This window comes from Amycolatopsis sp. M39 (assembly GCF_001651785.1).
GTDB lineage: Bacteria > Actinomycetota > Actinomycetes > Mycobacteriales > Pseudonocardiaceae > Amycolatopsis > Amycolatopsis rubida.
Genome location: NZ_LWSF01000001.1, coordinates 506275 through 526784, shown reverse-complemented (window position 1 = coordinate 526784; position 20510 = coordinate 506275). Strand labels below are relative to the sequence as shown.

The window sequence follows — 20510 nt, the reverse complement described above, 5'->3', positions numbered from 1 at the left end:
GACCAGATCTCGCCGAGCCCGCCGACCGGCAGCAGCTGGCCGCCCCACAGGTCGAGACCGAGCCGTCCGCGGTTGAGCGCCAAAGCCAGCGCGGTGAGCAGAACGACCAGCACCACTGGCGGCGCGAAGACGGTCGCGGCGAGCACGCGTCGCCGGTTGACCTCCACGAACACCAGATCCGGTTCCGGCGCGGCCGGTTCCGGACGGGGCGACGGCGACGGCTGGGCCGCGGTCTCCCCGGCCGGTTCGGTGTCCTCTTCGGACACCGGCGCTTCCGGCAACGTGACTGCGACGACCGTGCCCGGCCGACGCAGTCCTCGGCCGCGAGTGCTCAGCCCGCGCAGCGCACCGGCGGGCAAGGCGTCCGGACCGACCGGACGCGCGCCAGACGCGGCGAGCGCCTCCGGCGGAATCCACGCCGACTCCTGCTCGACGCTGTCCGGCACCGTCCCGAGTGCTACATCGCTCTGTACCCCGCGCCGGACGAGTCCAACCACTCCGGCGCTGATCGCGTTGCGCAGCCGCGCGATCCGGCTCGTGAAGAGCCCGCGGACGGTGCCCGGCCGCGGCTGCTCGCGCCGCCGCGCACGGGCCGCGCGGAGATTCCCCTTGCCGCCGCACAGGTATCCGAGCGCGGCCAGTTCCGCGCCGGCTTCGGTGGTGCGCCGCAGCACGAAGAACACGAATGCGCGCAGCACCAGCATGACCGGCAACCGGACGAGACCGAACCAGAACGACGGGGTCGAGCAGTTCACGAGAAAGACGCGGACGCCGTGCGAACGGTTCAGCGCGGTCAGCGGACGACCGGCGGCGTCCGGGGTGCGCTGCCCGGTGGACACGGCGCGAGCGTGCCGGACGCGCGCGGAGGGCACCGACAGCACGAGCGAGCCCGCCGCGTTGGCGCGCCAGCCGAAGTCGAGATCCTCGCGCAGCAACGGGAAGTCCTCGTCGTAGCCGCCGAGGGCGTCCCAGAGTTCCCGCTGCACCAACGATCCGGCGCTCGGGACGGCGAGGACCTCGCTGGGTTCGCCGTCCGGCGCGGCCATCTGCTGGCGGTGCCCGGAGGCGTCGGTGGACAGCCCCGCTTCGACGATCAACCGCGGATCGGCCCAGTCGATGCCGAGCGGCCCGAGCACCTTCGCGGACGGGTTTTCCTCCGCGGCGCGGACGAGCTGGTCGAGGCAGTCGGGTTCGGGGGCGCAGTCGTCGTGCAGCACCCACAGCCACGTTCCCGGGTCGCCCCACCGTTCCACCGCGTGCGCGACGCCCGCGGCGACCGCCTCCGCGAATCCGGTTTCACTCGTCAGAGTGACAACTCCGGACAGCACGGGTTCCTCGGCGGCCGCGCCCGGCTGCGCTGCGTCGGCGAGCAGTTTCGGGGTACGGTCGGTTGATCCGGTGTCCACGGCGAGCACGTGCCGCGGGCGGACTGTGCTGCGCCGCAACGCGGAAAGCGCCAGCGGCAGCCATTCTTCGCCGTCGTGACAGACCACAATGGCCAGAACGGGCAACGTCCGCACAGCGGGCGGAACGACGGTGCGAGGCAAGAACGGCTCCTGCTCGGACGGGACGATGGGTGCGGTCACCCTACGGCCTGCGCCGACGCGCGGGCACCGGCCCACGCCGCGCGTCCGGCGGATCCCACCGCGTGGACGAACCGAGCACGAGAGAAATTCCGCGAGCGCCGAACCGGCGCGCTCAAGCGGGAACCAGCGGCACCCGGTGCAGCCGCGAGATCCGCCGCGCCCCGGGGTTTCCGCCGCGGAAGACGAAGATCACAAAGAGAACCACGGCACAGCACCGATTTTCCGGCCGCTGTGACGGCACTTCTGCCCGCACGCCCGCTGCTGGACCGGGCCGCGCGAATCCGGCGAATGTGCCCGGTGCCACCTCGGCGAGGACTCCCATCCCGCCGTGCCGCGCCGGGCGCAGCACTCGCTCGCCGCCGTGCCGTCGGCCGGGCGCGCCCCCGGTCCGCGTGGACCGGGGGAACCGGAACCCGTTTAGACGGCCCGTTTCTTCAGCTTGCGACGTTCCCGTTCGGACAGTCCGCCCCAGATGCCGAAGCGCTCGTCGTGCGCCAGCGCATACTCGAGACAGTCGTCCTTGACCTCGCAGCCAAGGCAAATCCGCTTGGCCTCGCGGGTCGAGCCGCCCTTCTCGGGGAAGAACGCCTCCGGGTCGGTCTGCGCGCACAGGGCGCGCTCCTGCCAGTCCTGCTCCTCGGGGACGTCGAAAAGGTCGGTCAGATCCCCGAGCTGCTGCTCCGGGTTCTCTCCCCAACCCACGACGTGCCCCCATTCCCTGTTGTCCGCTTCCAACCGCACGTCCGCCTCCTCGCTCCTACGCACTCCCCAGGCTGGCGGTGGTGAAACGACACCCGCTGCCCCCTCCGGCAGCGAATGACATCACTGTGATTACACCTGTGTAGTGCGGCCAGGTCAAGCCGAGTAGCGAGTTCGGGGGATCTCTGGGCCCGGGTGCGCAAGGGGACACGCCGAAGACTTCACACCGGGCATACGGAAGACTGGTGGGGTGCAGAGATCAGCAGTGCGTCCGAGCCCGATCTTCCTCGGCATCCTCGCCGTCGCCGTCGCCGGTGGTTTCCTGGCTGCATACGGTGATTCAACGACTCTTCTCAGTTCCCGCGACCCGATGTTCATCGCGGGCGTCGTGCTGCTCGTGCTGGGCGGCTGGATGGCTTCGCTGACGCTCCACGAGTTCGGGCACGCCTTCGTCGCCTTCCGCGGCGGTGATCACGAGATCGCTCACAAGGGGTACCTCTCGCTGGACGTCCGGCGCTACGCCGACCCCGTCCTGTCCTTCGTGCTTCCGCTCATCTTCTTGGTGATCGGCGGCATCCCGCTGCCCGGCGGCGCGGTGTGGATCAACCGCGGCGCGCTGCGCAATCGCGCGACCGCGTCGTGGACCTCGCTGGCCGGCCCGCTCAGCAACCTCGCCGTCGGCGCCGCGCTGTGCCTGGCGACCATGCTGATCCCGATGGCGAGCGGCCTCTTCTACGCGATGTCGTACCTCGCGCTGCTGCAGATGATGACGTTCCTGATCAACATCCTGCCGGTGCCGGGACTGGACGGCTGGGGCGCGCTGGAGCCGTACCTCTCGCCGCAGGCGCGGGCGTTCGGCGCGCGGGTGCGGCCGTGGGCTCCGCTGGTGCTCTTCGCGCTGTTCTTCCTTTTCCGTCCGGTGTCGGATCTGCTCTGGACGATCGCCGGGGCCATCTACGAACCGCTCGGCGGCAACGCGGTCGCGGCCGCCATCGGGCAGAAAGCGTTCCTCTTCTGGCGCTGAGGGCTCAGGCCCACTCCCGGTGGACCATGAGCCACGCGTGCGCGCGCTTCCAGACCTTTTTGAGCCCGGAGCGCTCGCCGAGGTAGTCGCCCGCCGCGCCGACCACCGGCAGCATCCCGAGTGCCCGGTGGAACCATCGGCCGCGCGGGCGCTTCTCGAGTTCGCCGGTGATCCCCCACAGCGACTTGCCGAGGTGCCAGAGCGTGCTGGCGACGGCTTTCGCGGTCACCTTGCCGTGTTTGCGGTGGGATTCGTCGAGTTCCTCGGTGAGCCGAGCGGTCTCGCTGTCCTCTGCGGACTTCGCGGACTTGTCGTGGGCCACTCCCGCCGCGAGGTCGGCGTCGATGTCTCGTTCGAACAGCGCCGAGGCGATCAGCCGGACGCGGCTGCCGACGTCGGTCACGCCGTACTCCCCCGCGATCGCGCACAGCACCAGTCCCTGCGACGCCGCGCCGAGGGTGTCCTGCACCGGCAGCCGGTCGGCGAGCGCGCCGCCGAGTCCGGGGATCGATGTCAGCAACGAGGTGAGCCTGCCGACCCGGTTGACCCACCAGCTCGCGCGCTGGTCGATGTCCATCGCCGCCCATCCGGCGGTGCCGGGCACCTTCACCGTCGTCAGCGCGTGGAGCATTTTCTTCTTGAACCCGGCATCGGAGAATTCGCCCTCGCCGCGCCGGGCTCGCGCCTGCAAGCCGAACGGGTCGGCCTCGCGCAGCGCGTCGATCATCGGAGCGCAGGCGCGGACGAACGGGCGCAGAATCGCTACGATCTGGCGGTCCGAAATGGCCTCAGACACGGGCACCTCCCTTCGCCGCGGCCCGGCCCAGCCCGCCGCCGAGGACGAGCGCGGCGGGCAGAGCGCTCGCGCCGAGCAGCAGCAGCGCGCGCCAGTCCTGGACGAGCACGACGTCGCCGCCCGGACCGAACAGGCCGACCCCGAACACGACGAGTACCCACACCAGCAGCGGCACGAACGAGAGCCCCGGACGGACGAGCTTCGCCGCGGTCAGCACCAGCCACGGCGTGGTGACCGCGCCGACCACCGCGGTGATCGGCAATGGCACCTCGCCGAGCGGGCCGAGCCGCAGCGGGAGGAAGAACAGTTCGAGCAGCGCCAGCACAACCGCGTCGAACGCCAGCAGCACCAGCATCAGCCGCTGGTCGCGAGCAAGCGGGGCAGGCACGGTCACCACCCGCCGAACAGATCGGTCTCGGCTCCGCCGGCGTCGCCGTGGGCGAGGACGAAGTATTCGGCGGACGGGATCGGCTGCGCGATGCTGTTGGTCAGTGCGAAGTGGCTGACCGCGCCGTCGACCACGGTCAGCTGGGTTTCGTGTGCGCGCAGTGCCGCCAGCTTCGTCTGCCGGTGCGCGGAGATGTCGACCACGGTGGTGATCTTGCCGTCCGGAGTGGACGGAAGCTCGCCGTCGTCAGCCACCCGAAACGGTGACGTTCGGTCGGCGCGCAGTTCGGCGAGCCCTGCGGTGAGCGCGGCCTCGGACTGGACGACGTGGAAGACCCGCCGGACCGACGAGGCTTCCGGGGCCGCCGCCATGGTGATTTCGTGCGCGCGGATGTGGTCGGGATGGCCGTAGCCGCCGAAGGAGTCGTAGGTGACGACTACCTGCGGGGCGAAATCGTCGATGAGCTCGCGCAGCTGAGCGGCCTGCTCCACCGCCGGCCCGCCGGTGAACGCCCGCGGGTGCTCGGCGGCGGGAGTGCCCGCCATGCCCGAATCGCGCCACCGGCCGATGCCGCCGAGGTAATCGTGGCGGGCGAGGCCGAGGGCGGCGGCCGCGGCAGCCATTTCCCCGGACCGGTACCCGCCGAGCTGGTCGGCCTCCGCCGCGACGAGCCGCGCGAGCCGGGGCGGGACGATTTCACCCTCTTCGCCGAGCGTGCAGGTCACGACGCACACCTCGGCGCCTTCGGCCGCATAACGCGCGATGACCCCGCCGGTGGCGATGCTTTCGTCGTCCGGGTGCGCGTGGACCAGCAGCAGCTTCCGCTTCACGCCCTCAGGTTAATGACCGGTGGGTCCGCGCCGGGGAGGCCGACCCCCGGCGCGGCGCTCGATGACCGGAAAATCCGCGGCATGCACGGGAAAATGCACTCGCATCCCACAAAGCCGGACCAGCGTCCCGGACGGTGGGCGTTCCCGGCCGCGGAACGTTCCGCGGTTCGGAATACCGGGGTCAGGACGCAAGATGCTCGGAACACCCACCGAGCACCTTTCGCCGTCCGGGCCGCCGTGCCCGCGTTCGGCGGGGGCGCATTGTTTCGCTTCACGAGATCGGACCAATTTCTTGTCACTTCGGGTACGTCGCGGCCGCGTGACTACTCCATTAGCTGGGGTACCGCATACGGAACGGGGCGGTAATTGTCCGCCGGGCCCATCGGCCCGCTGGACCGAACTGCCACCCGAACCGGTCTGGAATTCCCTTGATCAACTACATTCCGTAGTCAATCGAGTGCGGAAACCACGGTGCAACCAGGGGGCACGAGATATCTGTTCCGCAACGATCTCACTGAGAGTGTCCGGATCGATAGGTTTGCCGTCTGTCCAATGCCTAAGTTTCACGGCTACGGTGAGCAACGCGATACCGATCGGTGCTTGCGCGTCAGGAAGAGCCGCCTCGCAAACCCGCGACGGCGTCGAGCAAGGAGAATGAATGTTAGTGACGACTAGGTCGCGCGCCGCGAAACTCGGCGCGTTCGTCGCGGGCGCGGCCCTTCTGCTCTCCGCATGCGGTGGCGGAGGCGGCAACAGCGCGGTGCAGACCGGGCAGGCATTCGCCGACTGCGACAAGAACCCGAACACCTGCAACTCGGCGCAGGCCGATCAGCTGACGCAGGGCGGCGACGTCACCTACGCCATCGAGAAGAACGTGCCGAACTGGCTCGTCATCTCGGCCGAGGGCAACGTCTTCGAAACCGGCGAGGTCACCAAGGGTCTGCTGCCCTACACCTTCTACGCGACGCCGGACCTCAAGCCGGTCCTGAACAAGGACTTCGTCGAGTCGGCCGAGGTCACCAGCACCAGCCCGCAGACCGTGGTCTACAAGCTGAACCCGAAGGCGGTCTGGTCGGACGGCACGCCGTTCTCCGCCGACGACTTCATCTACAACTACAAGGTCCAGAACGGCAAGGACTGCCCCGACTGCGCCGCGGCCAGCACCGCAGGCTACGACCAGGTCAAGTCCGTCACCGGCTCGGACGGCGGCAAGACCGTGACGGTCGTGTTCGACAAGCCCTTCACCGACTGGAAGCTGCTCTGGAGCTCCGGCGGCGCGATGTACCCGGCGCACCTGGCCAAGCAGCACGGCGACATCAACACCCCGGCCGGCCTCGCCGAGTCGTTCAAGTGGTTCGGCACGACCGTCCCGACCTGGTCCGGCGGCCCGTGGAAGATCTCGAAGTTCGTCAACAACCAGTCGGTCACCGAGGTCCCGAACGAGAAGTACTGGGGCGCGAAGCCGAAGCTGAACAGCGTCGTCTTCCGCGTGATCACCGACGCGACCCAGGAGCCGACCGCACTGCAGAACAACGAGGTGCAGGTCATCTACCCGCAGCCGCAGGTCGACCTGATCAACCAGGTCAAGAACATGCCGAACATCTCCTCGTTCATCGGCCTCGGCCTGACCTGGGAGCACTTCGACTTCAACCTGAAGAACCCGGCGCTGTCCCAGAAGCCGCTGCGCCAGGCGCTGTTCACCGCGATCAACCGCAAGGACATGATCGCCAAGACCGTCGGCCAGTTCACCAACAAGGTCGAGCCGCTCAACAACCACAACTTCGTGCCGCAGCAGACCGGCTACAAGGACACGGTGAGCTCGACCGGCCAGGGTTCCGGTGACATCGAGAAGGCCAAGAAGATCCTGACCGACGCGGGCTACAAGCTGAACAACAACCAGCTGTCCGACCCGAGCGGCAAGGCCATTCCCGAACTGCGCATCCGCTACACCGTCGGCAACCAGATCCGGCAGAACGAGTGCGAGCTGTTCGCGCAGACCGCGGCCCAGCTGGGCGTCAAGGTGAAGGTGCAGTCCACCGACGACCTCGGCCAGACCACCACCAGCGGCGACTACGACGTCATCGTGTTCGCCTGGGTCGCCTCGCCGTTCCCGTTCGGCGGCGCCATCCAGAACTGGGGCACCGGGCAGGGCAACAACTACGGCAAGTACAGCAGCCCGCAGGTCGACAGCCTGATGGCGCAGGCCAACGCCGAGACCGACCAGACCAAGGCGGCGGACCTGCTCAACCAGGCCGACCAGATCATGTCGGACGACGCGTACGTGCTTCCGCTCTACCAGAAGCCGACCTTCATCGCGTCCTCGGACAAGATCGCGAACATCCGCAACAACTCGACCCTCGACGGGCCGGTGTACAACATGCAGGAGTGGGGCATCCGGAAGTGATCAACGACCGGTAGATTCCCGCAGGAGCACCGGTGAAGGGCCGGCCGCAAAGCCGGCCCTTCACCGTATCCGCGAACAATTGCCCCATTAGTTCCCGAACACCACGATTGCCCCGTTACGTCGCCAAGGCCCTGCCACCACGAGCGGCGGGCGCCGGCAGAACACCGTCCAGAGCAGGAAGACCTCCATGCTTGCCTTCGCACTGCGCCGGCTTTTCGTCTCGGTGCCGATCCTCATCGTGTCGACGTTCGTCGTCTTCGTGATGGTGTCGCTTTCGGCCAACCCGTTGACTCCGCTGATCGCGAGAAACCCGCCGCCGCCCCCTCGCACCATCGAGCTCGAACGCATCCGGCTGCATCTCGACCAGCCGATTCTTGAGCGATACTGGCACTGGATCACCGGCGTGCTGCACGGTGATTTCGGTCCCTCGGTCCAGTCCACCATGAACATCGGCAGCGAGGTGTTCGGCCGGTTCGGCGTGACGCTGCGGCTGATCGTGCTCGCCATGGTGGTGGCGCTGATCCTGGCCGTGCTGATCGGCGTGATCAGCGCGTCGCGGCAGTACTCCAAGTTCGACTACACCGCGACCTTCTTCGGCTTCCTCTTCCTGTCGATGCCGTCGTTCTGGTTCGCCCTCGTGCTGAAGCAGATCGGCATCTCGATCAACACGACGGTCGGCGACCAGGTCTTCTACACCATCGGGTCCTCGTCGGTGGTCGCCGCGGGCGGGTTCTGGGACCAGTTCGGCGACGTGCTCGGCCACCTGATCCTGCCGACGATCTCGCTCGCGCTGACCAGTTACGCGGCCTGGAGCCGCTACCAGCGCGCGTCGATGCTCGAAGTGCTCAACAGCGACTACGTCCGCCTCGCGCGGGCCAAGGGCCTGCCGCGCTGGACGGTGACGCGCAAGCACGCGCTGCGCAACGCGCTGATCCCGCTGACCACGGTGACCGCACTCGACATCGGCTCGATCCTCGGCGGCGCGGTCGTCACCGAGACCGTGTTCCAATGGCAAGGCGCGGGCGCTTTCCTGCTGGACGCGATCAAGCGAAGCGACGTGTACGCGGTGGAAGCGTGGCTTCTCATCGCGGCCACGTTCATCATCCTGCTCAACTTGGTCGCCGATCTGCTCTACGGCCTGCTCGACCCGAGGATCCGCTATGCCTAACGACGCAATCCCCACTCCGCCCACCACCCTGGGCGGTGCTCGGTTCGCTCCGGACGACCCGCAGACCCCGAAGGGCGCGCCGGAACGCGAGTTCACGGTCAAGGAGCGCAGCCAGGCGCAGCTGGTCTTCCGGCGGTTCCTGCAGCACCGGCTCGCGATGATCAGCCTCGTCGTGTTCGTGCTGATCATCCTGTTCGCCTACGTGGGCGCGGCGATCTGGAAGTACGACGCGGGCGCCATCACCGACCAGAACTCGGCCCCGCCCTCGGGCGACCACCCGTTCGGCACCGACGCGGTCGGCCACGACACCCTCGCGCAGGTCATGCGCGGGACGCAGATCTCCCTGCAGATCTCGATCCTGGTCGCGATCTTCGCGACCGTCGTGGGCACCGTGTGGGGCGCGATCGCCGGTTATTACCGCGGCTGGATCGACACGGTCCTCATGCGGATCGCCGACCTCGTGCTCACGCTGCCGCTGCTCGCGGTGGCCGCGGTGCTCGGCCACCAGTCCGGCGGCACGTGGTGGCTGATCGCGGTCGTCATCGCCGGCCTCTACTGGGCGTATGTGTCCCGGGTGGCGCGAGGCGTCGTGCTTTCCCTGCGCGAGAAGGAGTTCGTCGAGGCGTCGAAGGCGCTCGGCGCGAGCGACAGCCGGATCATCTTCCGGCACCTGGTGCCCAACGCGCTCGGCGCGATCATCGTCAACCTGACGATCCTCGTGTCGATCGCCATCCTGCTCGAAACGGCGCTGTCGTTCCTCGGCTTCGGCGTGCAGCCGCCGGACACCTCGCTCGGGCTGCTCGTGAGCAGCGCGCAGACCGCGATCGACACGCGGCCGTGGCTGTTCTACTTCCCGGGCATTTTCATCATCCTGATCGCGCTGACGATCAACTTCATCGGGGACGGCCTGCGGGACGCGTTCGACCCCCAGCAGACGAAGGTGCGCGCATGACCCAGAACGTCTCCGACGGACGCGGCGGCGATCCCGTCCTCGTCGTTGAGGACCTGACCGTGCAGTTCCCGACCAGCGAGGGCGTGGTCAGCGCCGTGCGCGGGGTGAACTACCAGCTTCGCCGCGGCGAGGTGCTCGGCATCGTCGGCGAATCCGGCTCCGGCAAGTCGGTGACCTCGCTCGCGGTGATGGGCCTGCTGCCGAAGACCGCGAAAGTGTCCGGCTCGATCCGGTTCGGCGGGCAGGACCTGCTGAAGTGCAGCGAGAAGGAACTGAACAGGGTCCGCGGCAAGGGCATCGCGATGGTCTTCCAGGACCCGATGACCTCGCTGAACCCGGTGTACACCGTGGGCGACCAGATCTCCGAGGCGATCACCGCGCACCACGACGTGCGCAAGGACGTCGCGAAGAAGCAGGCCGTCGAACTGCTCGACCTGGTCCGCATCCCGAACCCGGCGCAGCGCGCGGACGAGTACCCGCACCAGCTGTCCGGCGGCATGCGCCAGCGCGTGGTGATCGCGATCGCGATGGCCAACAATCCGGACGTGATCATCGCGGACGAGCCGACCACCGCGCTCGACGTGACGGTGCAGGCGCAGATCCTCGAAGCGCTCCAGGCCGCGCAGAAGGAAACCGGCGCGGCGATGGTGCTGATCACCCACGACCTCGGCGTGATCGCGGGTCAGGCGGACCGGGTGCACGTGATGTACGCGGGCAAGGTCGTCGAGTCCGGCACGGTCGACGACATCTTCTACAACCCGCGGATGCCCTACACGCTGGGCCTGCTCGGCAGCCTGCCGCGGCTGGACGTGAAGACCGAACGGCTCACGCCGATCACCGGTTCGCCGCCCGCCACGCAGAACATGCCGCCGGGCTGCCCGTTCAGCCCGCGCTGCCCGTTGTCGCAGCCGATTTGCGACGAGGACGAGCCGGCGCTCGTCGCCGGTCCGAACGGCCAGCACGCGGCTTGCCACTTCACCGAGCAGGTTGTCGGGAAGGACCCGGCCGAGCTGTTCAGCGCCACCTCGGCCGACGCGGCAGCCGTCCCGGTCGCCGTGGAGGCCGCCGCGACCGACACGGAGACGAACCGATGAGCGAGGCCACGACGGGACAGTCGCCCGTCCTCTCCGCGCAGAACCTGGTGAAGCACTTCCCCATCCGCGGCGGCGGCCTGATCCGCCGCGTTTCGGGGGCGGTGCAGGCGGTGTCGGACGTGTCGTTCGACATCTACCCGCACGAGACGCTCGCACTGGTCGGCGAATCCGGCTGCGGCAAGTCGACCACCGCCCGGATCGCGCTGGCGCTGCAGCCGCTCACCGGCGGCAAGGTGACCTACGAGGGCAAAGACCTCGCGTCCATGGGCAAGCGCGAACTGCAGCGGCTGCGGCGCAGCATGCAGATCGTGTTCCAGGACCCGTACGCCTCGGTCGACCCGCGGCTGCCGGTGAACGAGATCATCGCCGAGCCGCTGCGCATCCACGGGCTGTACGACAACGGCGGCAAACAGCAGGTCCGCGACCTGATGAAGACCGTCGGGCTGCGCCCGGAGCACGGCAACCGGTTCCCGCACGAGTTCTCCGGCGGTCAGCGGCAGCGCATCGGCATCGCCCGCGCGCTCGCGTTGCGGCCGAAGGTGCTGGTACTGGACGAGCCAGTGTCCGCGCTGGACGTTTCGATCCAGGCTGGCGTGCTCAACCTGCTGAAGGATTTGCAGGCGGAGTTCGGGTTGTCGTATCTGTTCGTGTCCCACGACCTTTCGGTGGTGCGGCACGTGGCGGACCGGATCGCGGTGATGTACCTCGGCAAGATCGTGGAGACCGCGCCCTCGGAGGAGTTGTTCGAGACCCCGGCGCATCCGTACACGCAGGCGCTGATCTCGGCGATTCCGGTGCCGGATCCGCGCAAGGAGCGGACGCGGCAGCGGATCGTCATCACCGGTGACGTGCCCAGCCCGGCCAACCCGCCGTCGGGCTGCCGGTTCCGCACCCGGTGCCCGAAGTTCGCGAACCAGCTGGACGACGCCGGACGCGAGAAGTGCAAGACGGAAGAGCCCGCCCTGGTGGACCGCGGCCACGCGCACCCGGTGGCGTGCCACTTCGCGGAAAGCCTGCAGCTGATCTGACGCAGCACGGGAAAAGGGGCCTCGCACGGATCAGTGCGGGGCCCCTTTTCCCGTGCCGGATCAGGTGGTGCCGCGGGTCCAGTTCACCGCCGAGCCGAAGGGGCCCTGCATCGGCGGACCGGGCGTCAGGCCGGAGATTCCCTTGCCTACCGCCAACGTCTCGGCTTCCTGGAACAGCGGGATCACGACGTTTTGGGACCACAGCTGCGGTTCCAGCGTCTTGAGCGAGTCGGTGACGGTCGCCGAACCGGTAAGGGCGGAATCGATCGTCGCCTGCAGGCCCTGGTCGCACATTCCCGCGGGGTTGGCCGGAATGACGGGCTTCGTCTTGTCCACGGGCGCGGGTTCAGGGGCGCAGCCGTAGCTCGAAGCCAAGACTGTCGCCGGGTCGCCGCCGACGGGTTGGCCTACCACGGCGATGTCGACGCCGACGGTGCTGTTCGAGTCCGGGCTCGCTTGCTGTTTCCCGTTCACCACCGGCATTGCCAGCAGGGACGAATACAGATCACGCGGCTGCGGTTTGATCTGGTTGACCTCGATGCCGCCCGCGACCAGCTCCGATGCCAGTTCCTTCGCGATGGACGCGTACGGTTCCTGATCGCCGGGCGACGCGAGCACGATCGACAGCGTCTTGTTTCCCTTGCGCCACACGCCGGCTTCTTTCTTGTACCCGGCGGCGGTGAAGTACTGCTCGGCCTTGGTCGCGTCCGGCGCGGCTGGCGGCCCGGCCGGAATGGTGGCCGCGTACCCCTTCGCCGAAGGCGGCAGGACCTGGGCGTCCGCTTTGAGCGTCGCGGACGGGCCGCCCTTCGCCCCGGTCGTGATCAGCTTTCCGCGGTCCAGCAGCGCGGCGATGCCCGCGCGGACTTGGGGCTCGGAAAGCGTGGCGCTCACCGGGCGCAGCAGCACCGACGCGGTCAGCGGCCGCGGCACCGGGTGCAGTTTGACCGCCGAGCCCAGGTCGTTCAGCAGCTGCAGGCCGGTGGAATCGGTGCGGGTCAGGGAGAACTGGTCGTTGCCGCTGCGCAGCGCGGTCGCGATGCCGGCCGCGTCGGAGCGGCGCAGGATCAGGGTGTCGACCGCGGCCGGCTTTTCCCAGTACCGGTCGTTGCGCTGGAGCGTCGCTTCGCCGCGGGCGGTGTCGATCGTTTTGATCGCGAACGGTCCGGCTACCGCGGGGAAGCTCGTCGCGAGGGCGTTCGTCCAGCCGCCGGGCGAGTCCTTGAGCAGGTGCTGCGGCAGCAGGTTGTCGAACAGCGTCTGCCAGGCCGGGTACGGCTTGCTGAAGGTGACCTCGACGCCCTTGCCGCCGTCGCGGGATTCGATGTCCGAGATCAGCCGGTACCCGGCCGGGTCGATCACGCCGGGATTCGTCTTCATCGCATTGGCGAGATAGATGAAGTCCTCGGTGGCGATCGGAGCGCCGTCGGACCACGAGGCGTCCGGGCGGATGACGTACTTGACCGTGAACGGCACCTGCGAGACGACCTCGGCCGAGACCATCAGCGTCTTGTCGAGCGTGCGCGTGCCGTCGTCGGACTGGCGGAACACCGAGGGCAGCAGCAGCTGCGACAGCGCCGTGGTGATCGTCGAGGAGTCCGCGATGCTGTGCGGGTTGTAGCCGCCGACCACGTCGTCCACGCCGACCACGATCTGCGAGAGCGACGCCGCGCTGGTCGTGCTCGACGGCGGGGCCGACGTGACCACCGGGGGCGGCGGGGTGTTCGAACACGCGGCGAGCAGTACTCCCGCCAGCGCCAGCACCGGCGCTAGCCGGCGTCCGAATCGCACGCTCGTCCTCCTGAAAGTTCCCGCCGCGCTCCGTGGTCCGAGCGGACATGCTGCCATGCCAGGGCGGGGGCCGGCATCGAGATTCCCACATCGGCCGCCGCTCCGTGACATCGGAGCGGGTACCGCCATAAGAGTGGACGCGCGAACCACCGTCGCGGTTCACGCGAAAGGGCGCCTCCCGGGAACGGGAGGCGCCCTTTTCACCTGCGAGAGGTTCAGCTGTTGTTGTCGCGGCTCTTGGCCCGCGAGCGCTCCTTGGCGCGGGTGTTGATGTCGAGCGTGACCTTGCGGACCCGCACGACCTCCGGCGCGACCTCGACGCATTCGTCGCTCGCGCAGAACTCCAGCGCCTCTTCGAGGCTGAGCTTGCGCGGGCGGGCCAGCGTCTCCATCACGTCGGCCGAGGACTGCCGCATGTTGGTCAGCTTCTTTTCCTTGGTGATGTTGATGTCGAGGTCCTCGAACCGCGGGTTCTCGCCCACGACCATGCCCTCGTACACCTCCGCGCCGGGCTCGACGAAGAACGTGCCGCGGTCGGCGAGCTGGATCATCGCGTACGCGGTGATCGGGCCCGAACGGTCGGCGACCAAGGAACCGCTGTGCCGGGTGCGGATCTCGCCAGCCCACGGGAAGTAGCCCTCGAACACGTGGTTCGCGATGCCGGTGCCGCGGGTTTCGGTGAGGAAGTCGGTGCGGAAGCCGATGAGGCCGCGCGAGGGCAGCACGTAGACCAGCTTGATCCGGCCGGTGCCGTTGCCGCTCATGTCCTCCATGCGGCCCTTGCGGGACGCGAGCAGCTGCGTGATCGCGCCGAGGTGCTCCTCGGGCGAGTCGATGTACAGCCGCTCGAACGGCTCGTGCAGCTTGCCGTCGATCGTGCGCAGCACCACCTGCGGCTTGCCGACGGTCAGCTCGAAGCCCTCGCGGCGCATCTGCTCGACCAGGATGGCCAGCGCCAGCTCGCCGCGGCCCTGCACCTCCCAGGTGTCCGGGCGCTCGGTCGGCAGCACGCGGATCGAGACGTTGCCGATCAGCTCCTGGTCGAGACGGGCCTTGACCAGCCGGGCAGTGACCTTGTCGCCGCCGTTGCGCCCGGCCAGCGGCGAGGTGTTGACGCCGATGGTCATCGAGATGGCGGGCTCGTCCACGGTGATCCGGGGCAGCGCGACCGGGTTCTCCGCGTCGGCGAGCGTGTCGCCGATGGTGATCTCCGGGATACCCGCGATCGCGACCAGTTCGCCCGCACTGGCTTCGGACGCCGGAACGCGGGTGAGCGCCTCGGTGACCAGCAGCTCCGAGATCCGGACGTTCTGCACGGTGCCGTCCTCGCGCATCCAGGCCACGGTCTGGCCCTTGCGCAGCTTGCCGGCGTGGATGCGGATCAGCGCGATGCGGCCGAGGAAGTTCGACGCGTCGAGGTTGGTGACCAGCGCCTGCAGCGGGGCGTCCAGGTCCGCGGCCGGGGCCGGGACGTGCTGGAGCAGGGTCTCGAACAGCGGGTCGAGGTTCTCGCTGTCCGGGAGGCCGCCGTCCTCCGGCTGGGTCAGCGATGCCTTGCCCGCGCGCGCCGAGGCGTAGACCACCGGGAGGTCGAGGATCGCGTCGAGATCGGCGTCCTCGATGTCGCCGGCCAGGTCGAGCAGCAGATCGTGGGTCTCCTCGACGACCTCGGAGATCCGCGCGTCCGGCCGGTCGACCTTGTTGACCAGCAGGATCACCGGCAGCTTCGCCTCAAGCGTCTTGCGCAGCACGAAGCGGGTCTGCGGCAGCGGGCCCTCGCTCGCGTCGACCAGCAGCACGACGCCGTCGACCATGGAGAGGCCGCGCTCGACCTCGCCGCCGAAGTCGGCGTGGCCCGGGGTGTCGATCACGTTGATGGTGACCGTGCCCTCGGGGGTCTGGCGGTGGATGGAGGTGTTCTTCGCGAGAATGGTGATGCCCTTTTCCCGCTCCAGCTCGCCGGAGTCCATCACGCGGTCGACCAGCTCGGCGCGTTCGGCGAAGGCGCCGGACTGGCGGAGCATGGCGTCGACCAGGGTGGTCTTGCCGTGGTCGACGTGGGCGACGATCGCGACGTTGCGCAGGTCGGGCCGGGTCTTGCCGGACGCGCGGCCGGTTTCGACCGCGGTGGCGCTGGCTGCGGGCACGCGAAGACTCCTGAACTCGAAAGAAAGGCGGGTGGCGCCGCGCGGCGAAGAAGAGATCACGGGCTCCGGGCACTGAGACCGGCTCTCGCTGACCGGCTTTGGCCACACGCGGACTTCAATCAGGATACCTGTTGGGTTGGTGTGAGGAGCGCCACGCCCTATCATCGGTTAGGCTCACCTAACGTTTCAGGTGTTTTCGGCGGCCGGTTTGAGGAGTGCGCGGTGGGGAAGAAGCACGCGGACGATCCTCGGGCTGTGGTGCGGAAGCTGATGAAGGCCGGGAAGGTCAAGAAGAAGTGCTGCCGGTCGGAGGATCGGTGCAAGAAGTGTCCGGTTTTGGCGTTGAAGAAGGCCAAGAAGCAGGTGGCTAAGGCTGCTTGACGGTCTTGTTCGGCGGCTCGTCGCCTGGCGGCGACATTGCGCCCGGGGTCGCGGGGCACCCCGAAGCTTGATTGTGCTGACGGTCCGAGGACCGCATTTCGGCTTCGTATCGGGGTGCGGGGGCGGTATGGATGCACCGTTCACTGGGTGCACCGGCTGCGGTTTCGCGAGCGGGGCCAGCGGACCGCCGAGGGACCCCGCTCGGACCCGTTGCTGGCCGTGAGGGTGGCCCGCACGGAATTCGCTAGTTGTTGTCCAGGAGTTCGTTCACCAGGTTCAGTTCGGGGGCTGTCCTGGTGGGCTGGAAGTGGATGATTTCGTAGGTGGCCAGCTGGCCGATCGCGAACGGGTCGGTGGCCAGGATCGCGTCCAGCTGCGCGCGCTCCATGGGGCGGGTGATCACCACGCCGCCGGTGCGGGGGCGTTGGCCGCCGGAGGCCAGGAAGTGGCCGTCTTCGTACTGCTTCGTGAGCCACTCGTTGTGAGCGGGGAGGGCGCGGTCGATTTCCGCCAGCGGAACGATGTACGTGAGCACGACGACGAACATGGTTCGAACCGTAGTCCGGTGCTAGGCTCGTCGCATGCGTTTTCAGAGCACTCAGTGGTGGCCGCCGGTTGGCGGCCCTGAAGCTCTGCGCTGAAAAATCAGCGAAGGCCGCCCCGGTGGGCGGCTTTTTTTGTGCCTGCTCCCGGGGTCCCGACATCCAAGGGAGAGGAAGACCCATGGTCCAGCTGTCCGGTATCACTCCGTCTGGGCACGTTCAGCTCGGCAACCACCTCGGCGCGTTGCGGCGCTGGGCTGCTGAAGGCGGGCCGGACGATCTGTATTTCGTGTCCGACCTGCATGCGATGACGACCGCGCACAATCCGGCGAAGTTGCGGTCCTTGGCGACGGAGCAGCTTGCCGTGCTGGTGGCCGCCGGGATCGCGCCGGAGCGGGTGTTCGTGCAGTCCGATCTTGCCCGGGAGCTGGGTGCGCTGACGTGGGTTTTGGAGTGCACCTGCTCGTACGGCGAGGCGGCGCGGATGATCCAGTTCAAGGAGAAATCCAAGGGGCAGGCCGGGGTACGGCTCAGTTTGCTGACCTATCCGGTGTTGATGGCGGCCGACATCTTGTTGCAAGGGGCGGATGAAGTGCCGGTCGGCGAGGATCAGCGGCAGCATGTCGAGTTGGCTCGCACGCTTGCCCGGCGGTTCAACTCCACGTACGGCGAGGTGTTCGTCGTTCCGGAGGCGACGTTGCCGCCTGCTGGGGCGCGGGTGAAGGACCTGGCTGAGCCGACGCGGAAGATGTCCAAGTCCGCACAGGATTCCGCGGGCGTCGTGTTCGTGCTGGACGAGCCGGATCAGGTTCGGCGCAAGATTCGCAAGGCGCGCACGGACGGTGATTCGATACCGGTTTACGACCCGGAGAATCGGCCGGGGATCTCGAATTTGCTGGAGATCCTGGCTGCTTGCGTGGGCGGTGAGCCGCCGGAGCTGGCCGAGAAGTACCCGTCGTACGGCGTGCTCAAGGACGCTGTCGCGGATGCGGTGATCGAGGAGTTGCGTCCGGTCCGGGAGGGCACGCGCGCGTTGCTGGACGACGTCGCTGAGCTGGAACGGGTTCGCAAGGCGGGAGCGGAACGGGCGATCGATCGCAGTGCGCACCGGGTGTCGGCGGCCTTGCGGATGGCGGGGGCTGCGTGAGGGGGCTCGTGAGCGCTGAGCACGGTTCTAACCGTGCTCAGCACTCACGAGACCATGCAGCGCCGGCAGCAGATCCCGGTCCGCCGGAAGCCAGTCCAGCTCGTCCAGTTCGTCGCACCCCACCCAGCGCAGCGCGGTGTGCTCGACCGCGCGCGGCTCGTCGCCGGGAGACAGCAGCGCGGCCGCATACACGCGCAGGACTTTTCCGCCCGGCAGCGGGATTTCCGGGCCGACCCGGTCGCCGACGGTGACCACCACGTCCAGTTCCTCATGGCATTCCCTGGCCAGCGCGAAGGCCTCGGTCTCGCCCTCCTCGACGCGCCCGCCCGGCAGTTCCCACTGGCCTGCGTGATGCGGCGGCCAAGCCCGTTGCTGGGCAAGAAGCTTGCCGTCGCGCACCAGTGCCGCCCCGACGATGACCGCGTCCATGCGCTCAGTCTCCCCCACCGGATTCACCGGTCCGCGCCCGCCCGCCAGGTGACCTCGAACCGCGCGCCGCCGTCGGGCGACTCGCCTACCCGCACCTGACCGCCTCGGCGGCGGACTGTTTCGGCGACCATCGCCAGGCCCAGCCCGGTTCCGCCGGACGAGCGCGCCCGGTCGTCGGACACCCGGTAGAACCGGTCGAACACCTTGCTCCGGTGCTCGGGCGCGATGCCGGGACCGTCGTCGTCCACCACGACCCGCACCTTCGAGCGCGAGGCCAGCACGGACACCACGATCTGCCCGGACGCGTACCGGCAGGCGTTGCGCAGCAGGTTGTCCAGCACCAGCTCGACCTCCTGGTGCGCCGCCGACGCCCAGGCCTGCGCCACTCCGCTGCTCACGCGTGTGTCCGGTGCTCCGGACGGCAGCCGGCGCACCGCCGCGCGGACCTCGGACACCACCTCGACCGGTTCCGCGGGCGGCACCTCGCCAGCGTCGGAACGAGCGAGCGCGAGCAGGCCGTCGAGCAGGCCGGACAGTCGTTCGGACTCTTCGAGGATGTCCGAGAGCGTCTCCTGCGACAGTTCCGGATCGGGATTCGTCACGGCCACCTCGGCCTGCACCCGGATCGACGCGACCGGTGACCGCAGCTCGTGCGCCGCGTCGCCGGTGAACCTGCGCAGCCGCTGGCTGACCTCTTCNACCTCTTCCTGGCGTTCGAGCAGCGCGTTGAATTCCTCGGCCAGCGCGCGCATTTCGTCGTGCGACGTCGGCAGCGGCAGCCGGGAACCCGGCGGCAGCGCGCGCACCAGCCCGCGCATCCGCGCCACCGGCCGCAGCGCGAGCCGGACGACCAGCCAGGTCGCCAGGCCTGCCACCAGCGCGCCGACCAGCGCGACCACGACCAGCCACAGCCCGCCGTAATGCACCGCGGCGGCGAAGCCGACCAGCCCGGCCCCGGCGACGACCAGCCGCTGGCTGCCATTCGGCGTGCTGACCACCTGGCCGCGCCAGCGGGATCCGTCCGACTGCACCGGCACGCCCGCCTTGAGCTGCGAGATCTCGTGGCCGGTCAGCTTCGGCCGCGCCTGGCCGTCCGCCGGATTCCCGGCGATGTCCAGCACCCGCACCAAAACCGGGTCCGCCGAGGTGAGCGAAGTCCCGGCGGAAACCGCGCCGGCCGCCGGGACGAGCGCGGCGGACAGCTCCTTGTCGACCGAATCAGTGAGCAGCGGGTCGAGCTTGTTCGCCGCCAGCGCGGCGAGGCCCAGCAGGCAGCCGAGGGTGATCGCCGCGGCCAGCACGGTGATCCGGACCTGCAGCGAACGGCGGCTCCACCACGACGACGGCGAGCCGGTCACATGACCTCGTCGAGCTGGTCGTCGGAGGCGAGATAGCCGTGCCCGCGCACCGTCCGCAGGATCGAGCCCGCGCCGACCGCGTCGAGCTTGCGCCGCACGTAACCCACATACACCTCGACGAGATTCCGCGTGACGGCCTGCTCCTCGCCCCACACCGCGCGCAGCAGCTCGTCCTTCGTCACGACCGTCCCCGCGCGCCCGACGAGTACCTCCAGCAAGCCGAATTCGCGCGGGCTCAACGGCACTTCCCGGCCGTCCCAGTGCACCTGCCGCAGCGCCCGGTCGACCTCCAGCGCACCGAGTTTCAGCGCTCCGCGCGAGGCGTCCGGCCCGGCACGGCGCAGCACCGCCCGCACCTGCGCGACCAGCACGACGAACGAGAACGGCTTCACGAGGTAACCGTCCGCGCCGAGGTCGAGGCCGTCTGCCTGGTCGATCTCGCCGTCCTTCGCCGACACCAGCAGCACCGGCGTGGTCACGTTCTCCGCGCGCAGCCGTTCCAGCACGCGATAGCCGGACAGGCCGGGCAGCATGATGTCCAGCAGCACAACGTCGAACGAGCCGGTGCGCGCGAGCTGCAGCCCGGTCGGCCCGTCCGCGGCGGTGACCACGTCCATGTCCTCCGCGCGCAGGCCGCGCTGCAGCGCCTTGCGCACACCAGGTTCGTCGTCGACCACCAGCACCCGAGGTTTCACGATCCTCATCATGGCCGGTTTGTGCAGTTGACGCGCGTACTCTCAGTGCCA

Annotated in this window: 19 protein-coding genes; 8 read left to right on the top strand and 11 right to left on the bottom strand. The window is 68.8% G+C overall.

The window, feature by feature from the left end; all coding sequences use genetic code 11:
* Positions 1-1547, bottom strand: a 1547-nt coding sequence (locus A4R44_RS49875; RefSeq protein ID WP_232791496.1) for a glycosyltransferase family 2 protein, incomplete at its 3' end; no start/stop codon positions are given.
* A gap of 456 nt (positions 1548-2003) precedes the next feature.
* The gene (locus A4R44_RS02515; protein ID WP_037355639.1) at positions 2004-2327 is read right to left on the bottom strand and encodes a WhiB family transcriptional regulator; all 324 of its coding nucleotides are present in this window, start codon (positions 2325-2327) and stop codon (positions 2004-2006) included.
* Positions 2328-2550: 223 nt separating this feature from the next.
* Between A4R44_RS02515 and A4R44_RS02510 the strand changes: the two genes are divergently transcribed.
* A complete protein-coding gene (locus A4R44_RS02510) occupies positions 2551-3309 on the top strand; it encodes a site-2 protease family protein (RefSeq protein WP_093573276.1) in 759 nt (252 codons plus the stop codon).
* A gap of 4 nt (positions 3310-3313) precedes the next feature.
* On the opposite strand, the gene A4R44_RS02505 is transcribed toward A4R44_RS02510, so the two are convergent.
* The 3 genes from A4R44_RS02505 to mshB are packed head-to-tail and all read right to left on the bottom strand — an operon-like array spanning position 3314 to position 5323.
* The gene (locus tag A4R44_RS02505; protein ID WP_067575977.1) at positions 3314-4105 is read right to left on the bottom strand and encodes a hypothetical protein; all 792 of its coding nucleotides are present in this window, start codon (positions 4103-4105) and stop codon (positions 3314-3316) included.
* Entirely contained in the window at positions 4098-4499 is a 402-nt protein-coding gene (locus A4R44_RS02500; protein WP_067576564.1) for a hypothetical protein, read from the bottom strand. Before A4R44_RS02500 ends, A4R44_RS02505 begins: the two co-directional genes overlap by 8 nt.
* Complete coding sequence (mshB, locus tag A4R44_RS02495; RefSeq protein WP_067575975.1) at positions 4496-5323, bottom strand: N-acetyl-1-D-myo-inositol-2-amino-2-deoxy-alpha-D-glucopyranoside deacetylase; 828 nt, start codon at positions 5321-5323, stop codon at positions 4496-4498. Before mshB ends, A4R44_RS02500 begins: the two co-directional genes overlap by 4 nt.
* Before the next feature lie 658 nt (positions 5324-5981).
* On the opposite strand from mshB, the gene A4R44_RS02490 reads away from it, so the two are divergent.
* From A4R44_RS02490 to A4R44_RS02470, 5 genes are all read left to right on the top strand, one after another.
* Positions 5982-7727 (top strand): ABC transporter family substrate-binding protein, encoded by a 1746-nt coding sequence (locus A4R44_RS02490; protein ID WP_067575973.1) that lies wholly within the window; start codon positions 5982-5984, stop codon positions 7725-7727.
* A gap of 187 nt (positions 7728-7914) precedes the next feature.
* Complete coding sequence (locus A4R44_RS02485) at positions 7915-8895, top strand: ABC transporter permease (protein ID WP_067575970.1); 981 nt, start codon at positions 7915-7917, stop codon at positions 8893-8895.
* Positions 8888-9847, top strand: a complete 960-nt coding sequence (locus A4R44_RS02480; protein WP_232791469.1) for an ABC transporter permease — start codon at positions 8888-8890, stop codon at positions 9845-9847. Before A4R44_RS02485 ends, A4R44_RS02480 begins: the two co-directional genes overlap by 8 nt.
* Positions 9844-10941 carry an ABC transporter ATP-binding protein gene (locus tag A4R44_RS02475; RefSeq protein WP_067575968.1) on the top strand — a complete coding sequence of 366 codons (1098 nt, stop codon included), beginning with the start codon at positions 9844-9846 and terminating at the stop codon, positions 10939-10941. The genes A4R44_RS02480 and A4R44_RS02475 overlap by 4 nt, the downstream gene beginning before the upstream one ends.
* Complete coding sequence (locus A4R44_RS02470) at positions 10938-11969, top strand: ABC transporter ATP-binding protein (protein ID WP_067575966.1); 1032 nt, start codon at positions 10938-10940, stop codon at positions 11967-11969. The genes A4R44_RS02475 and A4R44_RS02470 overlap by 4 nt, the downstream gene beginning before the upstream one ends.
* A gap of 60 nt (positions 11970-12029) precedes the next feature.
* Here the strand turns inward: A4R44_RS02470 and A4R44_RS02465 are convergent, their stop codons facing one another.
* Both A4R44_RS02465 and typA read right to left on the bottom strand, forming a co-directional pair.
* A complete protein-coding gene (locus tag A4R44_RS02465; RefSeq protein WP_369805818.1) occupies positions 12030-13733 on the bottom strand; it encodes an ABC transporter family substrate-binding protein in 1704 nt (567 codons plus the stop codon).
* Between the two features lie 242 nt (positions 13734-13975).
* On the bottom strand, positions 13976-15907 hold the full coding sequence (gene typA, locus A4R44_RS02460; protein WP_067575962.1) for a translational GTPase TypA: 1932 nt from the start codon (positions 15905-15907) through the stop codon (positions 13976-13978).
* A 222-nt stretch (positions 15908-16129) separates the two neighbouring features.
* On the opposite strand from typA, the gene A4R44_RS48765 reads away from it, so the two are divergent.
* Positions 16130-16288, top strand: coding sequence for a hypothetical protein (locus A4R44_RS48765; RefSeq protein ID WP_167545277.1), 159 nt, complete (start codon positions 16130-16132; stop codon positions 16286-16288).
* Positions 16289-16532: 244 nt separating this feature from the next.
* On the opposite strand, the gene A4R44_RS02455 is transcribed toward A4R44_RS48765, so the two are convergent.
* Positions 16533-16835 carry a YciI family protein gene (locus A4R44_RS02455; RefSeq protein WP_067575960.1) on the bottom strand — a complete coding sequence of 101 codons (303 nt, stop codon included), beginning with the start codon at positions 16833-16835 and terminating at the stop codon, positions 16533-16535.
* Positions 16836-17011: 176 nt separating this feature from the next.
* On the opposite strand from A4R44_RS02455, the gene trpS reads away from it, so the two are divergent.
* On the top strand, positions 17012-17977 hold the full coding sequence (gene trpS, locus A4R44_RS02450; RefSeq protein ID WP_067575958.1) for a tryptophan--tRNA ligase: 966 nt from the start codon (positions 17012-17014) through the stop codon (positions 17975-17977).
* A 27-nt stretch (positions 17978-18004) separates the two neighbouring features.
* On the opposite strand, the gene A4R44_RS02445 is transcribed toward trpS, so the two are convergent.
* From A4R44_RS02445 to A4R44_RS02435, 3 genes are all read right to left on the bottom strand, one after another.
* On the bottom strand, positions 18005-18406 hold the full coding sequence (locus tag A4R44_RS02445; protein WP_067575956.1) for a (deoxy)nucleoside triphosphate pyrophosphohydrolase: 402 nt from the start codon (positions 18404-18406) through the stop codon (positions 18005-18007).
* Positions 18407-18429: 23 nt separating this feature from the next.
* Positions 18430-19764 (bottom strand): HAMP domain-containing sensor histidine kinase, encoded by a 1335-nt coding sequence (locus A4R44_RS02440; protein ID WP_067575954.1) that lies wholly within the window; start codon positions 19762-19764, stop codon positions 18430-18432.
* Positions 19761-20471 carry a response regulator transcription factor gene (locus A4R44_RS02435; protein ID WP_067575952.1) on the bottom strand — a complete coding sequence of 237 codons (711 nt, stop codon included), beginning with the start codon at positions 20469-20471 and terminating at the stop codon, positions 19761-19763. The genes A4R44_RS02440 and A4R44_RS02435 overlap by 4 nt, the downstream gene beginning before the upstream one ends.
* Positions 20472-20510: the final 39 nt, after the last annotated feature.

Coding starts and splice junctions, on each gene's coding strand:
- A4R44_RS02435 (WP_067575952.1), bottom strand. CDS start 20,471: ATGATGAGGATCGTGAAACCTCGGGTGCTGGTGGTCGACGACGAACCT.
- A4R44_RS02490 (WP_067575973.1), top strand. CDS start 5,982: ATGTTAGTGACGACTAGGTCGCGCGCCGCGAAACTCGGCGCGTTCGTC.
- A4R44_RS02445 (WP_067575956.1), bottom strand. CDS start 18,406: ATGGACGCGGTCATCGTCGGGGCGGCACTGGTGCGCGACGGCAAGCTT.
- A4R44_RS02480 (WP_232791469.1), top strand. CDS start 8,888: ATGCCTAACGACGCAATCCCCACTCCGCCCACCACCCTGGGCGGTGCT.
- A4R44_RS02475 (WP_067575968.1), top strand. CDS start 9,844: ATGACCCAGAACGTCTCCGACGGACGCGGCGGCGATCCCGTCCTCGTC.
- A4R44_RS02470 (WP_067575966.1), top strand. CDS start 10,938: ATGAGCGAGGCCACGACGGGACAGTCGCCCGTCCTCTCCGCGCAGAAC.
- A4R44_RS02485 (WP_067575970.1), top strand. CDS start 7,915: ATGCTTGCCTTCGCACTGCGCCGGCTTTTCGTCTCGGTGCCGATCCTC.
- A4R44_RS02455 (WP_067575960.1), bottom strand. CDS start 16,835: ATGTTCGTCGTCGTGCTCACGTACATCGTTCCGCTGGCGGAAATCGAC.
- trpS (WP_067575958.1), top strand. CDS start 17,012: ATGGTCCAGCTGTCCGGTATCACTCCGTCTGGGCACGTTCAGCTCGGC.